This is a genomic window from Wolbachia endosymbiont (group A) of Icerya purchasi (assembly GCF_947251635.1).
Taxonomy (GTDB): Bacteria; Pseudomonadota; Alphaproteobacteria; order Rickettsiales; family Anaplasmataceae; genus Wolbachia; species Wolbachia pipientis.
In genome coordinates, this window is the sequence record NZ_OX366357.1 from 1,193,620 (window position 1) to 1,215,616 (window position 21,997).

The following is a 21,997-nucleotide window of genomic DNA, read 5'->3' on the forward strand; positions in this document are numbered from 1 at the left end:
GACAATATAGGGTGCAATGAAAATGAAGGTATTGATTCCCGAAATAAAAAATAAAGTGATGGAGGTCGACATTTTCCATAAAATGGAAGGCAGCATGGAGGGTAACAATAAGGCAAGTTATCACTCACTCTATCGGGATCGGAGGCCGTGTCATGTATTGAAATGGATTCTAAATGAACTTGGGAGATCCTTTGTATTCCTACTAATACCAATTCCCATTACACGGCAAACAGATGGACAATGATGGAAGAAAAGCCATACTGAAGTAAGTAAAATAGCGAGGTTTAAATGGCATTAAGATCAAAATTATTAGATGAAAAAGTAGTAGAATCAGCAAAAGAAATGCTGAAGAAAGCAAGGAATAATGCATATGTTTCAAAAAAAACTAAATGCTGTAATTGCAGCAAAAAAGCACAGTATAACGGCTGTAGCAAAAATATATTGCATTTCAAGAAGCGCACTAACTTCGTGGGTAAAACTCTTGAAAATTGGCAGAGAAGAAAAACTGTTTGCTCCTTCACAACGTCGTAGAAAAACTAAATTAAATCAGGCTCAACTACAGCAAATTGAAGAGTGGATAGAAGAAAATCCTAGTATCACCATTAAAGAAATGAGAATAAGAATCCAGGAAAAGTTCAGATTAAATATCAGCAAATCTACAGTACACCGCCATATGCAAAAGATGAAATTCTCATATATTACACCAAGACCAGTTCATAATGGACAAGATAAAAGCAAACAAGAGGAATTCAAAAAAAAATCTCAATGGAGCTATTAGCAAGTATCCAGAAAAGAGCTATTTTTCTTTGATGAATCACAGTTTGGCACACATTCAAAAGTTGGACATGGGTGGTTTAAAAAGGGGATTAGAACACAGGTTAAAACAAAATTAGGTAGGCAAAATTTCTATCTCTATAGTGCAGTTAATCCTAGAAATGGAGAGAGTTCTAGCTCAAATGTCAACACTGATTGCATGAACATATTTCTTGAGCAAATTTCGCAATATCTAGAAACACGAGAGGCTTTTCTCGTTATGGATTGTGCTAGTTGGAAAAAATTTAAAGGTACCTAAAAATATCGATATTATATACCTACCTCCGTACTCACCTGAGCTAAATCCTGTTGAGAGACTTTGGTTATATATAAAACAGAACATTTTACGCAATAAAATATACGATACAATTGCTCTGCTTGAGGGTGCTTTGTGCAAATTTATTACTTCTCTTGCCAGCTCCACAATTAAACAACTCTGCAATGTCTCCTATTTGACTGGCCAACAATGAGAGTTGGTATAAGCGGAAGTAGTAATGTTTTTTCGGGGTAAAAGTGTATACATTAAAATCGAAAGTTTTTGTGCTATAATGGTTCTTTATTGAAAATAGCGTTGATGGATATCACTACTAGCTTATTAGGGGATATTAGTAATTTAATAGATAGAGCAAAGAATCATCTTGCTACACATTTCAATTCTACTCTAGTATTGTTAAATTGGGAAATTGGCTTTAGAATTGATCAATATATCTTAAAGCACAAACGTGCAGACTATGGCCAACGAATCATCTTCCAACTTGCAAAAGAACTTCAAATTAAATATGGACGTGGGTTTGATAGAGCTTCATTATTTCGGATGGTGCAATTTTCCAAATTTTTTCCCGATCAAGAAATTGTCGCGACACTGTCACAACAATTAAGTTGGTTACATTTTGTAGAAATTATTGCAATTTCTGATGACTTGAAGCGTAGCTACTATTTAGAAATGTGTCGTATTGAAAGATGGAGTGTTAGAGCACTACGTAGTAGAATCGATACCATGTTGTATGAACGTACAGCACTAGCAAAAAAACCTGAGGACTTCATAAGACAAAGCATCAAACAATTACGTGAAGAAAATACGTTAGCACCAGAATTCATTTTTCATGATCCATACTTCCTTAACTTTGTGGAATTGCCATCAAGTCATAGCGAGACTGATCTAGAAAATACGATTTTGGATGAACTGATAAAATTTTTACAAGAGTTTGGTAATGATTTTTGCTTTGTAACACGCCAAAAAAGGATGAGCACTGATGCAACTGATAGGTATTTAGACCTGCTATTTTTTCATAGAGGATTAAGACGTCTTGTTGCAATAAAACTAAAAATTGGTCCCAGCTTATAAAGGACAGATGCTTAAATTGGTTAGATAAAAATGAACGAAAACCAGATGAAGAAAAACCTCCAGGGATTATTTTATGTGCTGATAAGGATCAAGAAGATATAGAATACCTTGAACTTGAAGGCTCTAATATTCACGTTGCACAGTATTTAACACAGCTTCCTTCTAAAGAAATTCTTGAAAAGAAGTTGAGAAAGGCTATCTCTATAGCGCGTGAAAAATACGAACGACTCAAAGTACTAGGTCAAAGTCATGAAAAATGAAAAAATATATGCAAGGAATGGATGCTAAAACAGGAAAGGAATTAGAAGGCTTAGAGCACTTAAAGCAATCAATTATTGATATATTAACCACGCCAATTGGATCACGTGTTATGAGAAGAGAGTATGGTTCCCGATTGTTTGAATTAGTAGATCGGCCAATAAATCGTGATTTTACGCTGGAAATTTATGCAGCAGTAGCTGAAGCACTACAAAAGTGGGAAACAAGGTTCAAACTCGAGAAAGTAAAAATCACAGAAGTAAAAGAAGGGAAAGTCACTATTGCCCTGGAAGGGATATATACATCAAATGGAGAAAAAATTCGCTTTGACGGAGTTGTGGTATAAAGATGCAGCAGCCAAATATTATCGAACTACTGAACTTCGAAGAAATCTTTTCGCGGATGAAAGAAGAGTTAGTAAATCGAGATAAAAGTTTTACAGGATTGGTGGAAAGTGACCCAGCAATAAAGATTTTAGAGGTAGCAGCATGGCGAGAACTTTTGCTCAGAGAAAGAATAAACGAAGCAGCAAAAAGCAATTTACTGAAGTTTGCAAGGGGAGAAGAACTTGATAATTTAGCTGAGTTTTACGGAGTTGAAAGAGAAAAAGAAGAGGATGACGAACGTTTCAGAAAAAGAATTAAAGCAAAGATAGTTGGCTGGTCAACAGGAGGAAATTATCGGTATTATGCATTATCAGCAGATACGAGAGTAAAAGATGCATTAGTAGAATCACATGTACCAGGAAAAGTACAAGTTTCAATCTTATCAACAGAATTATCCACAACTGGCATACCCCCAGAAGAATTACTAGAAATTGTCAGAAATCAGCTAAACATGGAGGATGTGAGGATTTTAACAGATACAATTGAAGTGGTAAGTTGCAATATTATTGAAATAGATATCCACAGTAAAATTAGCATTAACAGACCAGATATTATTGAAACAGTGAAGAAGCAATTTATAGAAAAATTTGAAACAACGAAAAGATTAGGATGGAATGTTGCAAGGTCGTGGATAATAGCCAATTTGTTCGTAGAAGGAGTAGAAAACGTGGAATTAATAGAGCCAAGAGAGGACGTTGTGGTACTGGGAAATGACCTCCAGCAGCTTTTTATAAATGGTGTAAATGCTCCATCCCTTCCTGTTAATGGCCTTCCTTCTCGTATAGACGACAGGATATTTGTTTCTAATTCTTTATAATCTACCAATCCGGTAATTCTGTTTACTATTTTTTGACTCATTGTCAAACCTCCATTTTTTTATATCAATTTATTACTTTTTTTTCGGTTTGACACACTTTTTTGAACATTCCCGGAAATGCAGAAAAAAAATGTTCAACATTATATCAGGAGTCCTTGTCGTTTTAATCTGCACAGATTGCGAAGTTAAATGAAATAGCTTCACTGTTATGATAAGGGCGCTGGCGAAGGGTGTCAAGCAAGTTTTTCGTTTCTATATGCGCTACCTTAAGACTTCAACGTCTTAACGCACCTAACTCCATCTGCATATAAATTTGCATGGCTCTTTCCAGTATTAAGCAATGCAAATCCAATGTTGTCTACACTAGAGCGCAGTTCCCCTATTTCCTCATTGTTTTCATTTGTCACTTTAGTGCCAATATCTGGAAGTGCGTTATCCCCCTCAACAAGGTAAAGTTTTCTTCTGAATATTTCTTGTCTGCTCATTCGATTTACAACTTCCTGACCTATATAACACCCCTTATTAAAGCTTATACCGTTTACTTTATCGATTAAAAATTGCAGCGGAAACGATGAATTCTGCACCATATCTTTCGCTCCATCTGGAACGAGATTTTGAATTCTGACTTTTTCATACTGAGTAAAATCCCCAACCGGCTCTTTTATTTCATCTTTATGTATGATCCTCATTCCTAGCAGCTTGTGCCTTGGATCTTGAAAAATAACTTGTGATTCACTACTACACTCCGCCAACTTAGTATTAAACAAAACTCCAACCTTATATAGTGCGCTAACGTCTTTAATTTTCACTTTCAAATAAGTTTTAAGCAAATCCAGTTTCTCGATTATTTGCTGCAAGTGCATGTTTTCGCACTCCAAGAGGGTGTATTTACCATATTCAATAAGAAAAAAATCATATAGATATTTTCCCTGAGGGCTAAGCAATAAAGAGTAAATGGCTTTTTGGCTATCCAACTTATTAATATCATTAGTTATAATACCCTGCAGAAAATCTCTAGTATCAGGCCCATATAGCACTATCACACCACGACTTAAAAATGGTATATAACTCATGAAATCTCTATAAATAAATCTAAATTCTATTATATAACATTATGCTCTTTTAGAAACTGCTTTTGGCGTGCATATTTTACAAGCTCCAGCCCTTGAAATCTAACTTACGAGTATATATATAAACTTATAAGTTAATTTGTTGATGAGGAAAAACAAATGTCAAGTATAAGTTTAAATGTATTAGATGATAGCGTGCTGATCAAGCCTATTAGCAAAGAAAAGCAAGGTGGAATTGTGCTTCCATCAAGTGCTGAAAAGAAACCTACTAAAGGTGAAGTTATAGCAATTGGTGAAGGTTCACGCAATTCAAGTGGCGAACGCGTAACTTTAACTGTGAAAGCTGGTGATAAAGTGTTCTATCGCCAATGGGCTGGTACAGAAATAGAACATAATAATGAGAAGCTTATCGTGATGAAGGAATCCGATATACTTGCTGTCATTAAGTAGCAGTCTTTATTTTACTAAACTGAAACAAAGCGCAACATAGCGCATTGTAAATGGTTTTATTATAGTTTTCTAAATTTTTTATTAACAAGAGGTGATAAAAATGACTAATGTAGTAGTATCAGGTGAGCAGTTGCAAGAAGCCTTTCGTGAAGTTGCAGCAATAGTGGATTCAACGGTAGCAATAACTGCAGGACCTAGAGGAAAAACAGTAGGGATTAATAAGCCCTATGGAGCACCAGAAATTACAAAAGATGGTTATAAGGTGATGAAGGGTATCAAGCCTGAAAAACCATTAAACGCTGCGATAGCAAGCATCTTTGCACAAAGTTGTTCTCAATGTAACGACAAAGTTGGTGATGGTACAACAACGTGCTCAATACTAACTAGCAACATGATAATGGAAGCTTCAAAATCAATTGCTGCTGGAAACGATCGTGTTGGTATTAAAAACGGAATACAGAAGGCAAAAGATGTAATATTAAAGAAAATTGCGTCAATGTCTCGTACAATTTCTCTAGAGAAAATAGACGAAGTGGCACAAGTTGCAATAATCTCTGCAAATGGTGATAAGGATATAGGTAACAGTATCGCTGATTCCGTGAAAAAAGTTGGAAAAGAGGGTGTAATAACTGTTGAAGAGAGTAAAGGTTCAAAAGAGTTAGAAGTTGAGCTGACTACTGGCATGCAATTTGATCGCGGTTATCTCTCTCCGTATTTTATTACAAATAATGAAAAAATGATCGTGGAGCTTGATAATCCTTATCTATTAATTACAGAGAAAAAATTAAATATTATTCAACCTTTACTTCCTATTCTTGAAGCTATTGTTAAATCTGGTAAACCTTTGGTTATTATTGCAGAGGATATCGAAGGTGAAGCATTAAGCACTTTAGTTATCAATAAATTGCGTGGTGGTTTAAAAGTTGCTGCAGTAAAAGCTCCAGGTTTTGGTGACAGAAGAAAGGAGATGCTCGAAGACATAGCAACTTTAACTGGTGCTAAGTACGTCATAAAAGATGAACTTGGAATCAAGATGGAAGATCTCACGCTTGATGATCTTGGTACGGCTAAAAATGTTAAAATTACTAAAGATAATACCACAGTTGTCAGCGAAAATAGCGATTCTGACAGTGTGAAAGCTAGAATCGAGCAGATTAAATCTCAAATTGAAACTTCAACTTCTGATTATGATAAAGAAAAGCTAAGAGAGCGTTTAGCGAAATTATCAGGTGGCGTTGCTGTGCTAAAAGTTGGTGGAGCAACTGAAGTGGAAGTTAAAGAACGTAGAGATAGAGTCGAAGATGCGCTGCATGCAACAAGAGCTGCAATTGAAGAAGGCATAGTTCCAGGTGGTGGAGTTGCACTTCTTTATGCTTCATCTGTTCTCGACAAATTAAAAGGTGCAAGTGACGAAGAGCAAATAGGCATAAACATTATCAAGAAAGTTCTCAGTGCTCCAATTAGAAGGTTAGTTAAAAATGCTGGTCTTGAGTCTGCTGTTATAATTGACCATTTGATTAAGCAGAATGATAAAGAGCTTATATACAACGTTGAGGCTATGAATTATGCTAATGCATTTACAGCTGGTGTGATCGATCCAGCAAAAGTGGTGCGCATTGCTTTTGAAACAGCGATATCTGTTGCGAGTGTGTTGATCACTACTGAATCTATGATAGTTGATGTACCAAGCAAAGAAAATGCTTCATCTCCTATGGGTGCAGGAGAAATGGGTGGCATGGGTGGATTCTAAGTAAGAGTGGCACCGTGGAGCAATTGCTCCACGGTGGTTCCAAAAAATCTCACATTTTACTATTCGTTAAAGCTAATACGTTTGGTGCAGAAAGGCACTATTGTTTGCATTTGCTTCATCCCTTTATATTGTGGTTGTCTAATAACAAAAACGCAGCATAAGAAAACTATAACCCCTGGTATATTTATACTAGCATAATGCTATATTAATAAATAATCTATATAATGCTATTAAATATAATACTTAAAATCTAAATCACTTTCTCTATAAAAGGAGAAATTTGCCTTAATGAAAATACATATATATTTAATATTGTTTTTATTTTTTTCTTGCACCCAACTATATGCTGACGAGGAAATTGCAAAATTTGATTTACTTATTGGCGAGATAAATGAAGCAAGCCTTACTCTTAAAGGTGCAATAAAGGTTACAATAAAATCAGGTTGACATATATATTACAAAAATCCTGGAGATTTCGGCCTTCCCACTTCCTTTGATTGTAAGGGTAACACATCAAATATAGATATCCATTGGCCTACTCACAAGGAACATGAAGATAAAGTAGGACAAGTTACATTTGTTAGTAACATATATGAAAACATCGTGTTATTTCCTTTTAAAACTAACATACTTCCAAATCAGGAATACGTTGATATTAACTTTCATATAAAGTATGCGATATGTAAAGATAGGTGTATCCCTAAAAATGCTGAGATAAAAACCAGAAAGCCACTAAAGGATTTTATAGATTCTGATGTCGATAAACTTATAAATGAGTGGTATGAAAAATAGAGTTCTCATGGGGTAAGTGTCATTCCAGTGCGTGACACTGGTAGCTGGAAACCTGCTGAAAAAGCCACTCTAAAATGCACTGTAGCTGCTCATTACTATAAACTTACTATAGGTGGTAATGAATTAATAGAGATCGATGCTGAAAATATGATTAGAAAAATAAATGGCGTTGATCAGATGGCCTTGCTGCAAACGGTTTTAGGAATATGAAAACTTATTTGAAATTTTATTTTTTTAGAGGAAAATATGAAAACAATTACACTTAGTGAATCAATAACAGTTGATAGTATCTCTGTCTCAGAGTTATCGATGCGTGAACCTAAAGTAAGAGATTTACTTGCTATAGAACGCATAGAAGGCGAAGCTTTGAAAGAGGTAGCTTTAATTGCTAATCTAGCATCTGTGCCAAAAGAAGCAGTTGAAGATTTATGTATTAAAGATTATGTAGAAATACAAAAGGTGCTAAAAGATTTTTTGTCGCCTTTAGAACAGAGGAGTTAAGATTCAATATTTTAAAACTTAGCTCAACAACAGGAAGTGGAATTGAGCAAATTATTAATATGAGTATAAAAGAGTTTCTAAAGTGGTTAGAAGTAAGTGAAGGAGTAACAAAAAAATGTCAATGCTTTCAATAAAGATCGGTGCAACGTTAGATAGCAGTTTTAATAGTGCAATGACAGGTAGTGCAGCAAAGCTTTCTAAGTTGGGTGATAGTATAAAGCAGCTTGATTCGTCAATGAAATCTGTTTCCAAATTTAAGCAACTAAATCATGATGCCCTTGAAGCCATGAAGAATTGGAAGGAAGCGGAGAAGAAAGCAAAAGAATCAGCTGCAGTAATTGCTAAAGAAAAGAAGGAAAAAAAGAACCAAGCAAAGCACTGAGAAATGAATTCGAAAAATTGAAAGCATCGGCATCAAAGGCAAAAGAGGCTTATATCAAAAAGAGAGATGCACTTCACACATTAAATGAAGAAATCAGGAAAAGTGGAAAGGATATTAAATCTTTAGTGAGGGATCAAACTAAACTTGGTTCATCTATTGAAATACTAAAAGGAAAATACAGTAAATTAGGATCTGTAATACAAAAACAGCAAAATGCTTTGGCAAAAAAAGCGCATTATAGATCACAAGCAATGGAGACTATAGGACTAGGTCTTTCACTTGCAGCTCCAATTAAAGTTGCGATTGATTTTGAAAGTGCCATGGCTGATATTAAAAAGGTCGTAGACTTTACTTCTGGTACAAATGAAGCTGAAGAATTTGCTCAAAAATTGAAGAAATTATCCCGTGAAATACCATTATCAGCTGCAGAGTTAGCACAAATAGCTGCAAGTGGTGGACAGCTTGGTATCAACAAAGGTAAGCTACTTGAATTTACCACAACAGTAGCTAAAATGGCCACAGCATTTGATATGTCTGCCGAACAAGCTGGTGATTCCATAGCTAAACTCGCTAACATTTATGGAATTGCAGTAGAGAAGATGGAAGGAGTTGGTGATGTTATAAATTACCTCTCAGATAATACTGCAGCTAAGGCAAACGATATGATTGAAGCACTCGCTAGAGTGGGTGGTAATGCAAAACAATTTGGTTTAGATATTAATCAGACAAGTAGTTTAGTAAATGCCTTCATTAGTTTAGGTAAACAACCTGAAAAAGCAGCAACTGCTGTCAATGCTCTGCTTTCTAAACTTCAAACTGCTGAAGGGCAAGGAAAAGAGTTCAAAGCAGCATTGGAATCCATAGGAATAACTGCAGAAGAGATGTCACAAAAAGTTGCTCAAAACGGTCAAGAAGCATTACTCTACTTTTTTAAAACTTTAGAGAAAATAGATAAACAGGAACGTTCGCAAATTCTTCTCAACCTCTTCGGTCAAGAATATCAAGATGATATTGCATTGATAGTTGGGAGTTTGGAAGAATATAAAAAAGCAATAGATTTTGTGGCTGATAAAGAAAAGTATAACAAATCTATGCAAAAGGAATTTAATAACCGTGCAAGTACTACAGCAAATAATTTGCAGCTACTTAAAAATACAATAGCAGAGCTAGGAATGAACTTAGGGTCAGTTATGCTACCTACTTTAAATTGGATAAGTAAGATTTTGAGGTCTATATCTACAGGTATAGCTTGGTTCGCAGAGAAGTGTCCAATTTTGACTACAGGAGTTATGAGCATAATTTCAGCTCTTATTATTGGCAAGATTGCAGTGGTAGGTTTTGGTTATGCATTTGCATTGGCTGGAGGTGGAATATTAACTTTTAAGGCTATTTTGCAGGGAACACTTTTACCAGTATTAACTTCGTTATCAGCTCGAGTAATTCCAGCAGTGATCATGGGACTGAAAGCTTTAACGCTAACCAATCCTATAGGAGCTGCTATTGCTGGACTATCAGTTGGTGCAGCGCTTGTAATTGCTAATTGGCAAAAGGTGAAGGACTTTTTCTCAAGTATCTGGAAATCAATTGCAAAACCTATAGAAAATTGGATTGGTATAGGAAAATTTTTTAATGATAGTCCAATAAAAGCATTAGAGAAACCAGTAGAAGCAAAAATAGGCAGTGCAACTAGTGAAAATAGAAATGTTTTTAGTAAAGGAAATCCTTTATTGAATAATAATGCTTTTAGTGGAGTTTCGAATAGTAGAACGAATATTATTGAAAGTGTGATTACAGAAAAAGGTTCTATAGCAGATAATTCAGAGAAAGTTTTAAAAGACTGTGAAAAGTGTGAACAAAAAATTTTCAATCAAACTTTCACATTCAATATAAGTATAAAAGCAGAGCCTAACCAAGATGTCCGTAGTCTTGCTGATGCAGTAATAAAAAGAATAAGAGAAAAATCGCGTGACGTTCTGTTTGATTCAATAGAACCAATTTACTAATGCTATCACTTGGTCAGCATAAGCTTTCTCCAACAAGTGTAAGGTATAGTAAAGAAAATCGTTGGAGTACAATTGAGTGTATTGGTAAAATACCTTCATTACAAAATATTGGCCAAGGTACAGAAAATATAGACTTAGAAGGAATAATTTATTTCCATAATCTGAATGATTTAAATCAATTAAAAAGCATGAAAGAAGCTGAGAAAAATCATGAACCAAGTATCTTAGTAGACAGTTTAGGAAATGTTTTGGGAAGATTTGTTACTGTGCGGTTAGAAGAAAAGCAAACGTCGTATTTTCCATGTGGATTACCAAAAAAGGTTCAATTTAGCTTAAGTTTAAGGAGTTGTGTATGACAGTACATTATATAGCACGAGAAAATGAAATGTTGGATTATATATGCTTTAAACACTATGGACATAGCTCTGGAGCAGTAGAAATAGTATTGGAAGAAAATCCTGGACTTGCAGATTATGGAAGTTTTTTGCCTGCAGGATTAAAAATCAAGTTACCTACAATACAAGAGCAGTTGAAAAAATCGAAGTTAAAAGTGTGGGAATAAATGAAACCTGAATTTAGCATCGAAGGAATAAAAGATCATGTAATATCGGTGCATCTTACTGATGGATCTGGTACTATAGATGATGTTGCAGAGGTATGCGTTGATTATGGCAATGAAAATGTAGAAGTTCCAAATGAATTGAACATAGCACTAGGTTATAAGGAAACTGGAATCTTTCCAATGGGTATATATACAGTCAACGAAGTTACGATACAAGGTCCACCTAAGACTCTACTAATCAAAGCTCATGCAACAAATTTAAGAATATCTTTAAAAGCAAAGGTATCAAAAGAATGGCATCAAATTACCATAGAAAACTTAGTGAAAGAAATAGCTCAAAAACATGGATATGGACATAAAGTTGCTGAGGAATTTAAGAATGTATTGATACCCCATATTAATCAGGCAGATGAAAGTGATATAAGTCTGTTAACAAAGATCGCAACAGAGCGTGAAGCAATGGCAAAATTAGCTGGTGGGTATATATTGTTTATTTCAAAGAATATGGCAAAATCAGCCACAGGAAAAGCTTTAGGAACAACGACTATTAGACCTCAAGACACAATTAATTGGAAAGTGCATTTTACCGTACGTGATAAGTATAATTCAGTAGTAGCAAAATGGCACAGCTATGAAAAGGGCGAAACTATTAAAGAAACAGTTGGTAGTAGCGAGCCAAGTTATATTATGCTGGAACTTTACTCTAATGCAGAGTCAGCGCTGAGTGCAGCAAATGCCAAACTGAAACAATTGAAGCGTAACAATGAAGCTTTAGATATAACTATACCTGGTAATCCTCAAATTTTTGCAGAAGCTAAACTTAATCTTATAGACTTTAACCAAGCGGTAGATGGTGAATGGATAGTTAATAGAGCGGAGCATACTCTAAATAGCTCAGGCTACCTTACTATGTTATCAGCATCTTTGAGTAAGTAACGTTAAGAAAAAAATGAGTAATGATCTATTTAATATGAAGAAACTGTGTGCCAAATATGAAAAAATAAAGTATAATGAAAGAGATAAACTACATTTCGTATGGTGCATACTATTAATAGTATGCATTGGTATTACTTATTGCTATCAAAAATCTAGAGCTAACTCCTATTATAGGAAAATATTACAGACAGCGGCTGAAAGCTGCAGTTATGAGGTTATTGAGCTTTTGGTAGGAAAAAATGTAGTATATGTTGATGAAATAGGGTCTTCTGGTTTAACACCTCTTGGCTATGCATCAAGTTCAGGATGTCTAAAAGTTGTAAGATTTTTAGTAGATAAAGAAGCAAATATACATGTTACTAGTAAGTATGGAAGTACAGCACTACATAATGCTACACACTCGGGAAACTTAGAGGTTATCGAGTTTTTATTAGAGAAAGGAGTAAACCCTAATACCATAGATAATAACGGAAAGACACCAAGAGGAATTGCCGCACTAAGGTCACGACACAATAAAGACAAGCCCTATGATCAAATAATAAAGCTACTTGCAGAAGCAGAGGACCGATACAAATCAACAAAAAGTAATCACTAAAGCTGTAAGTTTTCTATAATCTGTATATAAACTTCTAAAACTATCCATAACAAGTTAATATTTTTACATGAAAAAGCAAAAAATCCCTATAGCGGTAATAATAACAATAGTTGTACAGACTGTAGGGTTAATCTGGTGGTTGGCAAAACTTGACCTACGTGTACATATCCATGATAAATTTGTAGAAAAAAACCAAGAACTAATAGAAATAGTCTATCGACTTGAGGAGAGAGTGAAAAGCCTCACTGAAGAAGTCAATGAACTTGAAGCTATTCACAAACACAAATAACGAATGAATTTCACAATGACTAGATATATCTTGTCTGTTGACTGCGGAGGCATAAGGGGCATAATACCAGCCATTATTCTAGCAGAAATAGAAAAAAGAACAAGAAAGAGGGTAGCTGAAATCTTTGATCTGATTGCAGGGACCTCAACTGGTGGAATTGTTGTAGCGGGATTATGTAAAAAAGATGAACGGGGAAATCCCCAATACTCAGCCAACGACCTAGTTGAGTTTTACCAAAAGTACGGAGCATATATTTTTAAGTCTTCATTTTTTAGGCGATCAATATTATCTTGGTTTAACTGTGCACAATACCCATATAAAAATATTGAATTTGTACTGAATAAATATTTTGGTGATGATACTTTACAAAACACCTTAAGTAATGTACTGATAACAAGTTATGATATTCACAATAATCGTCCATTTTTCTTTAAAAGCTGGAAAGAAGGTAATATTAAGCTGAAAGATGCACTCAGAGCTGCAACGGCTGCACCTACTTATTTCATACCAAAACATCTAAAAATTGACCAGATAGACAGAGTATTAGTGGATGGCGGGGTATTTGCCAATAATCCAGCGGCTTGTGCATATGCAAGTGGTAAGAGGTTATTTCCTAATGATGATATTATAATTTTATCAATTGGTAGTGGCAGGACGACTAGAAGCATAAAGTATACTAATTCAAAGAGATTTGGAAAAATAGGCTGGATAAAACCTTTGTTAAATGTGATGTTTGCCTCTGGATTGGACTGCGTAAATTATCAGATGAATCAAGTAATAGGCAATAGATACGTAAGAATACAATCGCAATTGAAGCTAGCGTCGGCTGACATGGATAACATTACATCAAAAAACATCAAACCTCTGCAGGAGGAGGCAAATGCAATGATAGAGGAAAATCAAAAAGTGATAAACAAATTCTGTATAGAAATATTAAATATATAACTATTTTTACTTATATCTTAGTATATTGTTTAACACAATTCAATTTTCACACTCATCAGCAGTTAGGCCACTTGCTCGCACAATAATATCAATAGCAATACCTGCCTCTGCTAGATTTTTTGCAACCTTGATTTTTTCTGTTTTTTTAACTTTTTTCTTGCCACTTTTCATACTTTCAGATAGAGATTTGACTAGTGATTCTTGAGTCTCATCTTCTCTGTACTCATCCATTAAACTCAATAGCTTACTTTCCTCTTTGCTTTCTCTTGTTTTAGGTAGCAAAACTTTAATATTCACTGATAATGCTCTTGCTATTTTATATAATTTATCAAATGATATGGTGGTATAACCTCTTTCATATTCATGTATTTCCTTGAGTGTTACACCAATTTTATCCGCTAAATCTTTTTGAGTATACCTTCTTATTAACCTCCATTCTCTTATTCTTTGCCCTATTCTGTAATATATAGAATCAGTGCAGATTTCTCTCTCTGTATTATCATACTCGTAAATAGATAAGCCGGTTGCCTGGGAAATTATGTCAACTGAAACTCCTTCTTTCACTAGATTTTTTGCTATTTCCAACCTTGCCTCTTCTTGATTAATTTTCTCGCTAATATGAACAAACCTGACTAATGAAGGTACTATTTTGCCTAACTTTTGATTCTCGTATATTTTCGTTAGATAAAATATTTCCTCATCTTCATAATTGTCTTCTTTTACTATTACTGGTTCGGGTAGTAGATCTGTAACACTAACTGATAATGCTCTTGCTATTACATATAGTACTCCAACTAGAATAGGAATATACCCATTTTCATAGCTGTTTACTTCTTGGTATGTTAAACCTATTTTACCTGCTAATCCTATTTGAGTATGCCCTCGCATTAACCTACAATTTTCTATTTTTTGCCCTATTTTGTAGCGTATAGGACTAACATCACTTAGAGAAACAAACATATATACCTTATTTAGAAATAAATTTTCATGCAATTTGATCAGCAGATAAACCAACTATTTGCAAAATAATATCAATAGGAATTCCCCCTTTTACTAGATCCTTTGCAACTTTCATCCTTTCTATCTTTCTCACTTTCTCCCCACAACCTTCAAACAAAGATTTCATTAGTGCATTACGTAATTCTTGGCTCTCAATTTCTTTGTATTCTTTAATCAAATCAGGTAGTTCATTTTCTACTGCCTCATCTTCTTCTATTAGCAGATCTGTAATGCTAATTGATAATGTTCCTGCTATTGCATATAATTTTTCCAGTGGAATGGCCACACGTCCTTGCTCATAATTGCTTATTTCATCACGTGTTGTATCCATTTTCTCAGCCAAATCCTTTTGAGTATACTTTCTTACCAGTCTCCATTCTTTTATCTTTTTTCCTATTTGGTAGTAGATAGAACCAACTTTTTCTTCAATACATTCATCAGCAGAGAGACCTATTGTTTGCGAGACAATATTGATAGAAATTCCTGCTTTAACCAAACCCTTTACAATTTTTACTTTCTCTGCTTTTTTACTACTTTTCTCACTAACTTGAACAAATTTGGTTAGTAAACAAAACATCTTACGTAACTCTTGGTCATTAATCTTTTTATATTCTCTTACTAAATCTAATATTTCTTCTTCCTCATCTTCAAGACAGCTTTTTGATACAGGAATAAGATCCGTAATACTGATTGATAGTGCCTCAGCTATAGCATATAACCTTTCAATTGGAACTCTACGATTCCCTTTCTCATATTGCAATATTACCCAGTACTTTACACCAATTTTCTCAGCTAAATCCTTCTGAGTATAACCTCGCTCTAACCTCCAATTTTTTACTTTTTGCCCTACTTCATAGTCTAAATTTCTTTCCACAAAAAGAACCTTGCATATAATATTTTCTATTATAGCTCAAAGGCTCCAGATATAATAGCTAGACTCTGGAACCTTTAAATTGATGAATTAAAGTGCCCTACAAGTTTCTTTACTATTTTCACGTACTTTGTCTGCCCATGAAAACAATTTTTCACTTACTTCCTTCTGCTTTTCACTCCATATGCCACATCTAGTGAAACTACCTTTTTCTACTGCTTCTTTAACCGTTATTCCAGCAAAAAGACAATTTTTTCCTATTTCTTCTCCTATTTGTTGTAATTCAGCCCACATTTCCTTATTTGCTATTCTCACTTGTACCTGACTGCAGTTTTTTACGTCCTGGTACAATACAATATTTAGCTTACCAATGCTCGTAGGAAATTCTAACATGACAGAGCTGCCATCTGAAATATCGGTATAGTTTCTTATACCTCCCTTCTCACTTTTAACCTCAACTGCATCATTGCCAATTTTTAAAATATTACTTCCTAACTCTCTGTTTGCTTCCAGTATTTTAGCTACCTCTACCTTGCTATCCCCAGAAAATTCTATATACGATGTTGTATTATCTATCTCAACATCTATTAATTCTCCTTCTTGCACAGCACTTTCGTCAGCTTTCTCTAGTTCTTCTATTCTCTTATCTTATCTATCTGTGGCTGAACTTCTGGTTGTAGCTCATCATAGATTTCACCTATCAGTTTATTCTGCAATAAAGTATCATGAAACTCTGCACCGCTTAGCATTAATTTTCGTATTAGCTTTTTTCGATCACTTTTTTCTAATCTGTGAAAATGTGTACCTAATACTACATATTCTGCAAAGCTCCATTCCCCATCATTACATGCATTTATTCTCATTTCATTAGCTAGTACTTGGTCTATATTTTTGTGTAATTCATTTACGCTTTTTGCCTCTACTATCGCACTCTTAAACCAGCTCAACTTTTCACTTTCACTTACACTTGGTTTTATTTTTTGCAAGTTTGAAGCAAATGGATTTAAATCTTCTGCTTGATCATTTAAAGGTTTTGTGCCATAAACATAGTCAAATACTTTCCCATAGTTGATTTTGTTTTCGCAAACTTCTCTACCAGGAAAAGGTACTATTTCTTTATCTACAAGCCTTTTAGCCTTATTAATTTTGCTTGCAAAAGTGGACTGCTTTATATCAACGCCTTCAAGAGCACCAAATATTTTCTTCAATAACTTGTCTTTACTAGTCATATAACCCCCATATTAAAAATACTTTTTAAGTATACAAACCTTAGTTTATACACTCTATTACTCATTATAAATTATAGCGAGTAGATTTGCAAATACTTTCTGCTATAACAATCCGTTTTCTCGAAAGCTGAAATAGCCTCCACTTGTGATGATAATATGGTCAAATAATCTAACGCTTACAGTACTACACGCTGCTGCTAAGCTCTTTGTTACTGCTTGATCTTTTTCTGATGGTTCTAAACTCCCTCCAGGATGGTTATGTGACATTATTATTGATGTTGCATTTTTTATTAATGCTTTTCTTGTAATCTCCTTTATATACACTGGTGCTTTTTCCATTTCACCAATATAGGATTCTTCTCCAATTAGTTGACGCCTTTTATTCAAGTACAGTATTTTTACACATTCCCTCTCTGCATGACCTATACTGACGTTTAAGTACTCTACTAGCCCTTGTAAGTCCATTATTGGCTCACTCTTAAGCTTTTCTCTCAGTACCCTTTTTAGTGTTTCCTTAACGCACATAATCATTGCTACTGCAGAATCAGTTACTCCTTCTATAACTTTCAGGTCATCCATTTCTCGGCCTAAAATTCTTCCTACTCCTGTATAAGTATTCACCAGATTTTTAGCAATTTCCTGAGCTTTTGGCCTTTCATGTACTGCACTTAGAAACGTTTCCATTATTTCACGATCAAGTAGTGCTTTGCCTTTGCTTTCTAATATTCTGAATTCGATTTCTTCTTTACTTTTATTCATATAATGTACCTTTCACTAACAACAAACTTTTTTAGATATTTACTGCTGTTTTTTATCAGCATTGGCATAGAGCCATAGCTTTTGAGTGAAGTCAAATCAATTTTTCAATCCTTTTTACTTATTTTTTCATGAATAAGCCAAGATATTAACAGATACTTATTTTATCTAATTGAAAATTAATTCTTTATGTAAAAGAAGTTGTTACTATTTTAGAAATAACATCAGTAGAAAAACCTAACTGAAGTAAATTATTTGCAACTTTCATTTCCTCTGTTTTGTAAATCTTTTCTTTGTAAATTTGCTTTCTTTGCAAGAAAAATTCTGCCCATATATTTAGCTCATCTCGTGATTCTTGATTGTCAATTTTTCTATATTCCCTCGCCCAACTTAATAAATCATTTTCTGCTTCACCATCTTCGCAATCATTTTCTTTGTATTCCTTTATCAGATCTTCAGCATCTACTGATAATTCTTTTGCTATTTCCCATAACCTTTCACTTAAAAGAGTAACACTACCTTGCTCATAATGATGTATCTGCGAGGGTCCTACATTAAGCTTTTTTGCTAATTCTTCTTGTGTATATCCTTTTATCATCCTCCACTTCTTGATCTCTTGTCCTCCGTTTTGGCTTGCACAACCGATACTCTCTTTATCAGCATATTCTTCAATTGATAAGCCTGTTGCTCGATAGATAATCTCAGTATCAAACCCTGCCTTAACTAGATTCTTTGCAATTCTTATTCTTGCTGCTTTTATATTACTTTCTTCCTCAGCTCGGACAGATTTGGTTAATGCATAAATTGTTTTATGTCCTCCTGTTTTTTCTATGAAATTATACATTTCCTAGCTCCTAGCTTCGTCAAAACAACTGCTCTCTTTTAGTACTTTTCGTCTAGGAAATAGATTTCTAATAGGGATTGATAACGACTCTGCTAGGATTTTTAACTTTTCAACTGGAATACCACATGTTCCTTGCTCATATCTTATCAGTGTATGATAGTTTATTCCTGCCTTGTCTGCTAAGTTTTTCAGGGTATATTTTCGTTTTAATCTCCAGCTCCTTACTTTTTGTGCTATCTGATACCTTATTGAAATATTTGCCATAAATATTATATAGGTTAATACTACCAAATAAAGATATACAAAAACTTCTACGTTTCAATTTTAGTTGAATATTTCTTCACAATTGTGTATAATTATTAATGCTTTTTAGTTTTTTTTCTCATGGCTCTTTCGAAATTTCTTGATGCACGCAATGATTATGCCTTTAAAAGAATATTTGGCACTAAAAAGAATAAAGATATCCTCATTCATTTCTTGAACGATATTTTAGGCTTTACTGGTTTAGCTGCTATTCACGATGTTGAATTCTTAGCTACCATTTTGGACCCTGAAATTGCCGCTAAAAAGCAGAGTATTGTTGATGTTCTTTGTAAAGACTCTCAAGGTTCCAGATATATTATAGAAATGCAGTTCACTAAGACCAAAGGCTTCGAAAAACGTGCTCAATATTATGCTGCTAAAGCCTACTCAAGTCAAGCTGATCAAGGTGATAATTATCATAATCTCAAGGAAATTATCTTTATTGCTGTTGCTGATTGTATTATTTTTCCAGATAAGTCTGAGTACAAATCTAATCATGTCATTTTAGATCAAAATAGTTTTGAACATGACTTAAAGGATTTTTACTTCGTATTCATAGAATTACCAAAATTTACAAAGACGAAGGAAGATCAATTAGAAAATATAGTAGAAAAATGGTGTTATTTTTTCCGATATGCAGCAGAAACAAGCGAAGAGGACCTAGATAAAATAGTTGGTAGTGACGTAATAATAAAACGAGCTTATGAAGAGATGAATAAGTTTAATTGGTCAGAAGAAGAGTTACTAGCATATGAACAAATGAAAAAACGCATAATGGATGAGATCGCTGCTTTCGCTCAAAAATTTGATGAGGGTCTTAAAGTAGGTCAAGAAAAAGGTAGACAAGAAGGTAGACAAGAAGGCATCCAAATCGGCCATCAAAAAGGTAAAATTGAAGGTAAAATTGAAGGTAAAATTGAAGTTGCAAAAAATTCACTTAAGGCCGGTGTCTCTATTGATGTGATAGCTCAAATTACTGGTCTCTCTCATTCTGAAATTTTACAACTCAGGGAAAAAACATAATATTCCTACTTATCCACTTCAATATTGATGAAAATCTTTCCTAAGTCGAACATACCACATAATTAAGAGTCTAGTGAACTTTCTAAAACAATTATAAATATTATACATAAAATAACATAGATTACTACCATGACTAACCCTCCTATTCAGCCTTCCATATCAAAGATACATACTGTAAGTTTAATATGGATAGTACATTAACCATTTATTCCCCAACTCTAGTCTTGTATTCCTACTTCATTCATGTTAGTATTAAAATCATCAAACTTGCTACTGGTTTCCCTAATTATTTTGGCTACCCTCACTTTAAATTTTCCACTACTTGGCATATTATAGCTCCACCTCTTATATTATAACCTACCTATTGAGATTACCTCTAAGCTTGGTTACTCTTATCTCAGAAAGACAAGTTGATACTTTTGAATGGCTTTGAATAGAAGCATTACTTAAATAACTTTGAGGCTCTAAACTCATTTGCTTTGCACCATCAACTTCTAATGTATCATCTCTTTTGTGTAATATCTGTTGTATTGATTGATTTACTATTACATCTAATCCTTTATTAAATTTAGCCATAAACTCATTAAACTTTTTCTCGCTTAATTTACCAGGGTACTCTGCTTCCCTACCAGGACATGCTTTCTCTAGATGTGAGTTTAAAATCCCTAAAATCTCATCAAATTTACCACTCATGATTTTTCCTGTAACTTCTTTCTGTATTTCCACAAAATCAATATTTAACCGATGCATTGATACACCACTTTTTAATCCAGCTTGCTCTACTACTTTCTCAAATCCCTTTGTAATATTGAGTGCATAGCCCTGTGCTTCTAGTGGAGATATAGACTGATCTGCTGTAGAAATATACTTTTGACCTGTAACCTTTCTAACTAGTATATCAAGTAACATTATTGTACTATTTACATCCATTGGTACATCTACTTGTGATATTGAACTTCTAGTATTTAATTTTTCCTTAGGTAAAGCAGCCCTAGAATAAAATAACTCACCCACAGAGCTTTTCACCCAACTAAACAAATTATTTACCCATGAAGATGGCCTTGCTGAACTACTTACTGCTATCTCAGGTTGACTACTTAAATTCATAGCAAGAAGTTTTCTTGACATATGATGACGAGCATGATCTCCATGGTGATGACGGCGTTTGCGTTGTCTTACACTATCATCAGCTGGGATAATATGATAAATCAACGCTGAAGATGGAATTGCAGACTTGCTCCTTAAATATTCCTTAATTTCTCTATAATTCTGATTGATAGCCAAATCATAGGGTGTTCTAACGTCAGCAGTTAAGGCATTAACATCAGCACCTCTTTCAACAAGACGCTTAACGACGTCTAATGAACCCAACTGCACAGCCCAATGAATAGGTGTCCAACCTTCATTATCTTTGACCTTAATATCAGCATTGTTATCTAAAAGAAGTTCAACTATATTAAAATTGTTCTTTTGAATGGCCCAGAACACAGGAGTCCAACCCTGCCCATCCTGAACATTAACGTTAGCACCTTGTCTGATACCGTCTCTAACTTTTTCAAGATCTCCTTTTTCTGTAGAAATTAATAATTCTTTATCTAGATCCAATTGTTTTTGTTTCAAAACTTCTACTATATCTTCGTAACCCTTTTGAATAGCTAGGTCTAAAGATGTCCTGCCGTACATGTCTGTAGCCTTTAAATTAGCACCCCTGTCAAGAAGTAGATTTACTACATTCAACCTGTTTGCGTCAACAGCAATATGCAAAGGTTTCCTATTGTATGCATCTTGAGCCTCAATATTAGCACCTTTATCAAGAAGAAATTGAACCATATTTGAATTACCTTTTTGAGCTGCAAAGTGCAAGGGTGTTCCTTGATTTGTGATCTCATTATTAAACTTGGCACCCTGAGCTATAAGGAACTTGACCATATCCCATTTACTTCCCTGAGCGGCATAGACTATAGGTGTCCAACCATTATTACTATCTTGAGTATCTAAACTAGCGCCTCGAACTACAAAATCCTTAACTTCATTAAGATTACCACCTTGTACTGCAGTTAACAACTGCCTATCTAGAC

At 34.3% G+C, this 21,997-nt stretch carries 21 protein-coding genes and 6 pseudogenes; 18 read left to right on the plus strand and 9 right to left on the minus strand.

Going from position 1 to position 21,997, the window contains the following annotated elements; all coding sequences use genetic code 11:
* Nucleotides 1-288 precede the first annotated feature (288 nt).
* The 5 genes and pseudogenes from OPR17_RS06305 to OPR17_RS06320 form a co-directional block, all read left to right on the plus strand.
* Nucleotides 289-1,283, plus strand: a pseudogene (locus OPR17_RS06305) (IS630 family transposase).
* 68 nt (nucleotides 1,284-1,351) lie between these two features.
* The gene (locus tag OPR17_RS06310; protein WP_265021545.1) at nucleotides 1,352-2,158 is read left to right on the plus strand and encodes a PDDEXK nuclease domain-containing protein; all 807 of its coding nucleotides are present in this window, start codon (nucleotides 1,352-1,354) and stop codon (nucleotides 2,156-2,158) included.
* A gap of 68 nt (nucleotides 2,159-2,226) precedes the next feature.
* Nucleotides 2,227-2,418: a hypothetical protein gene (locus OPR17_RS07505; RefSeq protein WP_265027521.1), complete on the plus strand. Its 192-nt coding sequence runs from the start codon at nucleotides 2,227-2,229 to the stop codon at nucleotides 2,416-2,418.
* A gap of 8 nt (nucleotides 2,419-2,426) precedes the next feature.
* On the plus strand, nucleotides 2,427-2,762 hold the full coding sequence (locus OPR17_RS06315) for a GPW/gp25 family protein (protein WP_265022185.1): 336 nt from the start codon (nucleotides 2,427-2,429) through the stop codon (nucleotides 2,760-2,762).
* A 2-nt stretch (nucleotides 2,763-2,764) separates the two neighbouring features.
* A pseudogene (locus tag OPR17_RS06320) lies at nucleotides 2,765-3,529 on the plus strand (baseplate assembly protein); the annotation flags it as partial.
* On the opposite strand, the pseudogene OPR17_RS06325 reads toward OPR17_RS06320, so the two are convergent.
* Nucleotides 3,529-3,660, minus strand: a pseudogene (locus OPR17_RS06325) (IS256 family transposase); the annotation flags it as partial. The pseudogenes OPR17_RS06320 and OPR17_RS06325 sit on opposite strands and share 1 nt — an antisense overlap.
* 225 nt (nucleotides 3,661-3,885) lie before the next feature.
* Entirely contained in the window at nucleotides 3,886-4,692 is an 807-nt protein-coding gene (ygfZ, locus tag OPR17_RS06330; protein WP_265021546.1) for a CAF17-like 4Fe-4S cluster assembly/insertion protein YgfZ, read from the minus strand.
* Between the two features lie 165 nt (nucleotides 4,693-4,857).
* Between ygfZ and OPR17_RS06335 the strand changes: the two genes are divergently transcribed.
* From OPR17_RS06335 to OPR17_RS06395, 12 genes and pseudogenes are all read left to right on the plus strand, one after another.
* Nucleotides 4,858-5,139 (plus strand): co-chaperone GroES, encoded by a 282-nt coding sequence (locus tag OPR17_RS06335; protein ID WP_265022186.1) that lies wholly within the window; start codon nucleotides 4,858-4,860, stop codon nucleotides 5,137-5,139.
* Nucleotides 5,140-5,239: 100 nt separating this feature from the next.
* Nucleotides 5,240-6,889 (plus strand): chaperonin GroEL, encoded by a 1,650-nt coding sequence (gene groL / locus OPR17_RS06340; RefSeq protein ID WP_265021547.1) that lies wholly within the window; start codon nucleotides 5,240-5,242, stop codon nucleotides 6,887-6,889.
* 450 nt (nucleotides 6,890-7,339) lie between these two features.
* Nucleotides 7,340-7,681 (plus strand): protein-disulfide reductase DsbD domain-containing protein, encoded by a 342-nt coding sequence (locus tag OPR17_RS06345; protein WP_265022187.1) that lies wholly within the window; start codon nucleotides 7,340-7,342, stop codon nucleotides 7,679-7,681.
* Nucleotides 7,682-7,714: 33 nt separating this feature from the next.
* Nucleotides 7,715-7,891 (plus strand): annotated as a pseudogene (locus OPR17_RS06350) (phage major tail tube protein); the annotation flags it as partial.
* Between the two features lie 36 nt (nucleotides 7,892-7,927).
* Nucleotides 7,928-8,182, plus strand: a complete 255-nt coding sequence (locus OPR17_RS06355) for a phage tail assembly protein (protein ID WP_265021549.1) — start codon at nucleotides 7,928-7,930, stop codon at nucleotides 8,180-8,182.
* Between the two features lie 115 nt (nucleotides 8,183-8,297).
* A pseudogene (locus tag OPR17_RS06365) lies at nucleotides 8,298-10,567 on the plus strand (phage tail tape measure protein).
* Nucleotides 10,567-10,923: a phage tail protein gene (locus tag OPR17_RS06370; RefSeq protein WP_265021552.1), complete on the plus strand. Its 357-nt coding sequence runs from the start codon at nucleotides 10,567-10,569 to the stop codon at nucleotides 10,921-10,923. The pseudogene OPR17_RS06365 and the gene OPR17_RS06370 overlap by 1 nt, the downstream one beginning before the upstream one ends.
* Nucleotides 10,920-11,129, plus strand: a complete 210-nt coding sequence (locus tag OPR17_RS06375) for a tail protein X (protein WP_265021553.1) — start codon at nucleotides 10,920-10,922, stop codon at nucleotides 11,127-11,129. The genes OPR17_RS06370 and OPR17_RS06375 overlap by 4 nt, the downstream gene beginning before the upstream one ends.
* Complete coding sequence (locus OPR17_RS06380; RefSeq protein ID WP_265021554.1) at nucleotides 11,130-12,065, plus strand: contractile injection system protein, VgrG/Pvc8 family; 936 nt, start codon at nucleotides 11,130-11,132, stop codon at nucleotides 12,063-12,065.
* 13 nt (nucleotides 12,066-12,078) lie between these two features.
* A complete protein-coding gene (locus OPR17_RS06385) occupies nucleotides 12,079-12,660 on the plus strand; it encodes an ankyrin repeat domain-containing protein (protein ID WP_265021555.1) in 582 nt (193 codons plus the stop codon).
* A gap of 67 nt (nucleotides 12,661-12,727) precedes the next feature.
* Nucleotides 12,728-12,949: a hypothetical protein gene (locus OPR17_RS06390; RefSeq protein WP_265021556.1), complete on the plus strand. Its 222-nt coding sequence runs from the start codon at nucleotides 12,728-12,730 to the stop codon at nucleotides 12,947-12,949.
* Between the two features lie 15 nt (nucleotides 12,950-12,964).
* Nucleotides 12,965-13,894, plus strand: a complete 930-nt coding sequence (locus OPR17_RS06395; RefSeq protein WP_265022188.1) for a patatin-like phospholipase family protein — start codon at nucleotides 12,965-12,967, stop codon at nucleotides 13,892-13,894.
* A gap of 39 nt (nucleotides 13,895-13,933) precedes the next feature.
* On the opposite strand, the gene wmk (OPR17_RS06400) is transcribed toward OPR17_RS06395, so the two are convergent.
* From wmk (OPR17_RS06400) to OPR17_RS06425, 6 genes and pseudogenes are all read right to left on the minus strand, one after another.
* On the minus strand, nucleotides 13,934-14,854 hold the full coding sequence (wmk, locus tag OPR17_RS06400; RefSeq protein WP_265021557.1) for a WO male-killing family protein Wmk: 921 nt from the start codon (nucleotides 14,852-14,854) through the stop codon (nucleotides 13,934-13,936).
* Between the two features lie 25 nt (nucleotides 14,855-14,879).
* Nucleotides 14,880-15,767 carry a WO male-killing family protein Wmk gene (gene wmk, locus OPR17_RS06405; RefSeq protein ID WP_265021558.1) on the minus strand — a complete coding sequence of 296 codons (888 nt, stop codon included), beginning with the start codon at nucleotides 15,765-15,767 and terminating at the stop codon, nucleotides 14,880-14,882.
* 87 nt (nucleotides 15,768-15,854) lie between these two features.
* Nucleotides 15,855-16,993 (minus strand): annotated as a pseudogene (locus OPR17_RS06410) (hypothetical protein).
* Nucleotides 16,994-17,095: 102 nt separating this feature from the next.
* Nucleotides 17,096-17,752: a JAB domain-containing protein gene (locus OPR17_RS06415; protein ID WP_265021559.1), complete on the minus strand. Its 657-nt coding sequence runs from the start codon at nucleotides 17,750-17,752 to the stop codon at nucleotides 17,096-17,098.
* 184 nt (nucleotides 17,753-17,936) lie between these two features.
* Nucleotides 17,937-18,593 carry a helix-turn-helix domain-containing protein gene (locus tag OPR17_RS06420; protein WP_265021560.1) on the minus strand — a complete coding sequence of 219 codons (657 nt, stop codon included), beginning with the start codon at nucleotides 18,591-18,593 and terminating at the stop codon, nucleotides 17,937-17,939.
* A 3-nt stretch (nucleotides 18,594-18,596) separates the two neighbouring features.
* On the minus strand, nucleotides 18,597-18,857 hold the full coding sequence (locus OPR17_RS06425; protein WP_265021561.1) for a helix-turn-helix domain-containing protein: 261 nt from the start codon (nucleotides 18,855-18,857) through the stop codon (nucleotides 18,597-18,599).
* 120 nt (nucleotides 18,858-18,977) lie between these two features.
* Between OPR17_RS06425 and OPR17_RS06430 the strand changes: the two genes are divergently transcribed.
* Nucleotides 18,978-19,919: an Rpn family recombination-promoting nuclease/putative transposase gene (locus tag OPR17_RS06430; RefSeq protein WP_265021562.1), complete on the plus strand. Its 942-nt coding sequence runs from the start codon at nucleotides 18,978-18,980 to the stop codon at nucleotides 19,917-19,919.
* 357 nt (nucleotides 19,920-20,276) lie between these two features.
* Here OPR17_RS06430 and OPR17_RS06435 read toward each other — a convergent pair whose 3' ends face one another.
* Nucleotides 20,277-21,983, minus strand: a complete 1,707-nt coding sequence (locus OPR17_RS06435; RefSeq protein WP_265021563.1) for an ankyrin repeat domain-containing protein — start codon at nucleotides 21,981-21,983, stop codon at nucleotides 20,277-20,279.
* Nucleotides 21,984-21,997: the final 14 nt, after the last annotated feature.

Excerpts from the sequence above, each read along its gene's own strand:
- groL (WP_265021547.1), top strand. The coding sequence starts at position 5,240 with ATGACTAATGTAGTAGTATCAGGTGAGCAGTTGCAAGAAGCCTTTCGT.
- ygfZ (WP_265021546.1), bottom strand. The coding sequence starts at position 4,692 with ATGAGTTATATACCATTTTTAAGTCGTGGTGTGATAGTGCTATATGGG.
- OPR17_RS06355 (WP_265021549.1), top strand. The coding sequence starts at position 7,928 with ATGAAAACAATTACACTTAGTGAATCAATAACAGTTGATAGTATCTCT.
- OPR17_RS06425 (WP_265021561.1), bottom strand. The coding sequence starts at position 18,857 with ATGGCAAATATTTCAATAAGGTATCAGATAGCACAAAAAGTAAGGAGC.
- OPR17_RS06395 (WP_265022188.1), top strand. The coding sequence starts at position 12,965 with ATGACTAGATATATCTTGTCTGTTGACTGCGGAGGCATAAGGGGCATA.
- OPR17_RS06430 (WP_265021562.1), top strand. The coding sequence starts at position 18,978 with ATGGCTCTTTCGAAATTTCTTGATGCACGCAATGATTATGCCTTTAAA.
- OPR17_RS06420 (WP_265021560.1), bottom strand. The coding sequence starts at position 18,593 with ATGTATAATTTCATAGAAAAAACAGGAGGACATAAAACAATTTATGCA.
- OPR17_RS06390 (WP_265021556.1), top strand. The coding sequence starts at position 12,728 with ATGAAAAAGCAAAAAATCCCTATAGCGGTAATAATAACAATAGTTGTA.
- OPR17_RS06315 (WP_265022185.1), top strand. The coding sequence starts at position 2,427 with ATGCAAGGAATGGATGCTAAAACAGGAAAGGAATTAGAAGGCTTAGAG.
- OPR17_RS06415 (WP_265021559.1), bottom strand. The coding sequence starts at position 17,752 with ATGAATAAAAGTAAAGAAGAAATCGAATTCAGAATATTAGAAAGCAAA.
- wmk (WP_265021557.1), bottom strand. The coding sequence starts at position 14,854 with ATGTTTGTTTCTCTAAGTGATGTTAGTCCTATACGCTACAAAATAGGG.
- OPR17_RS06370 (WP_265021552.1), top strand. The coding sequence starts at position 10,567 with ATGCTATCACTTGGTCAGCATAAGCTTTCTCCAACAAGTGTAAGGTAT.
- OPR17_RS06385 (WP_265021555.1), top strand. The coding sequence starts at position 12,079 with ATGAGTAATGATCTATTTAATATGAAGAAACTGTGTGCCAAATATGAA.
- OPR17_RS06375 (WP_265021553.1), top strand. The coding sequence starts at position 10,920 with ATGACAGTACATTATATAGCACGAGAAAATGAAATGTTGGATTATATA.
- OPR17_RS06380 (WP_265021554.1), top strand. The coding sequence starts at position 11,130 with ATGAAACCTGAATTTAGCATCGAAGGAATAAAAGATCATGTAATATCG.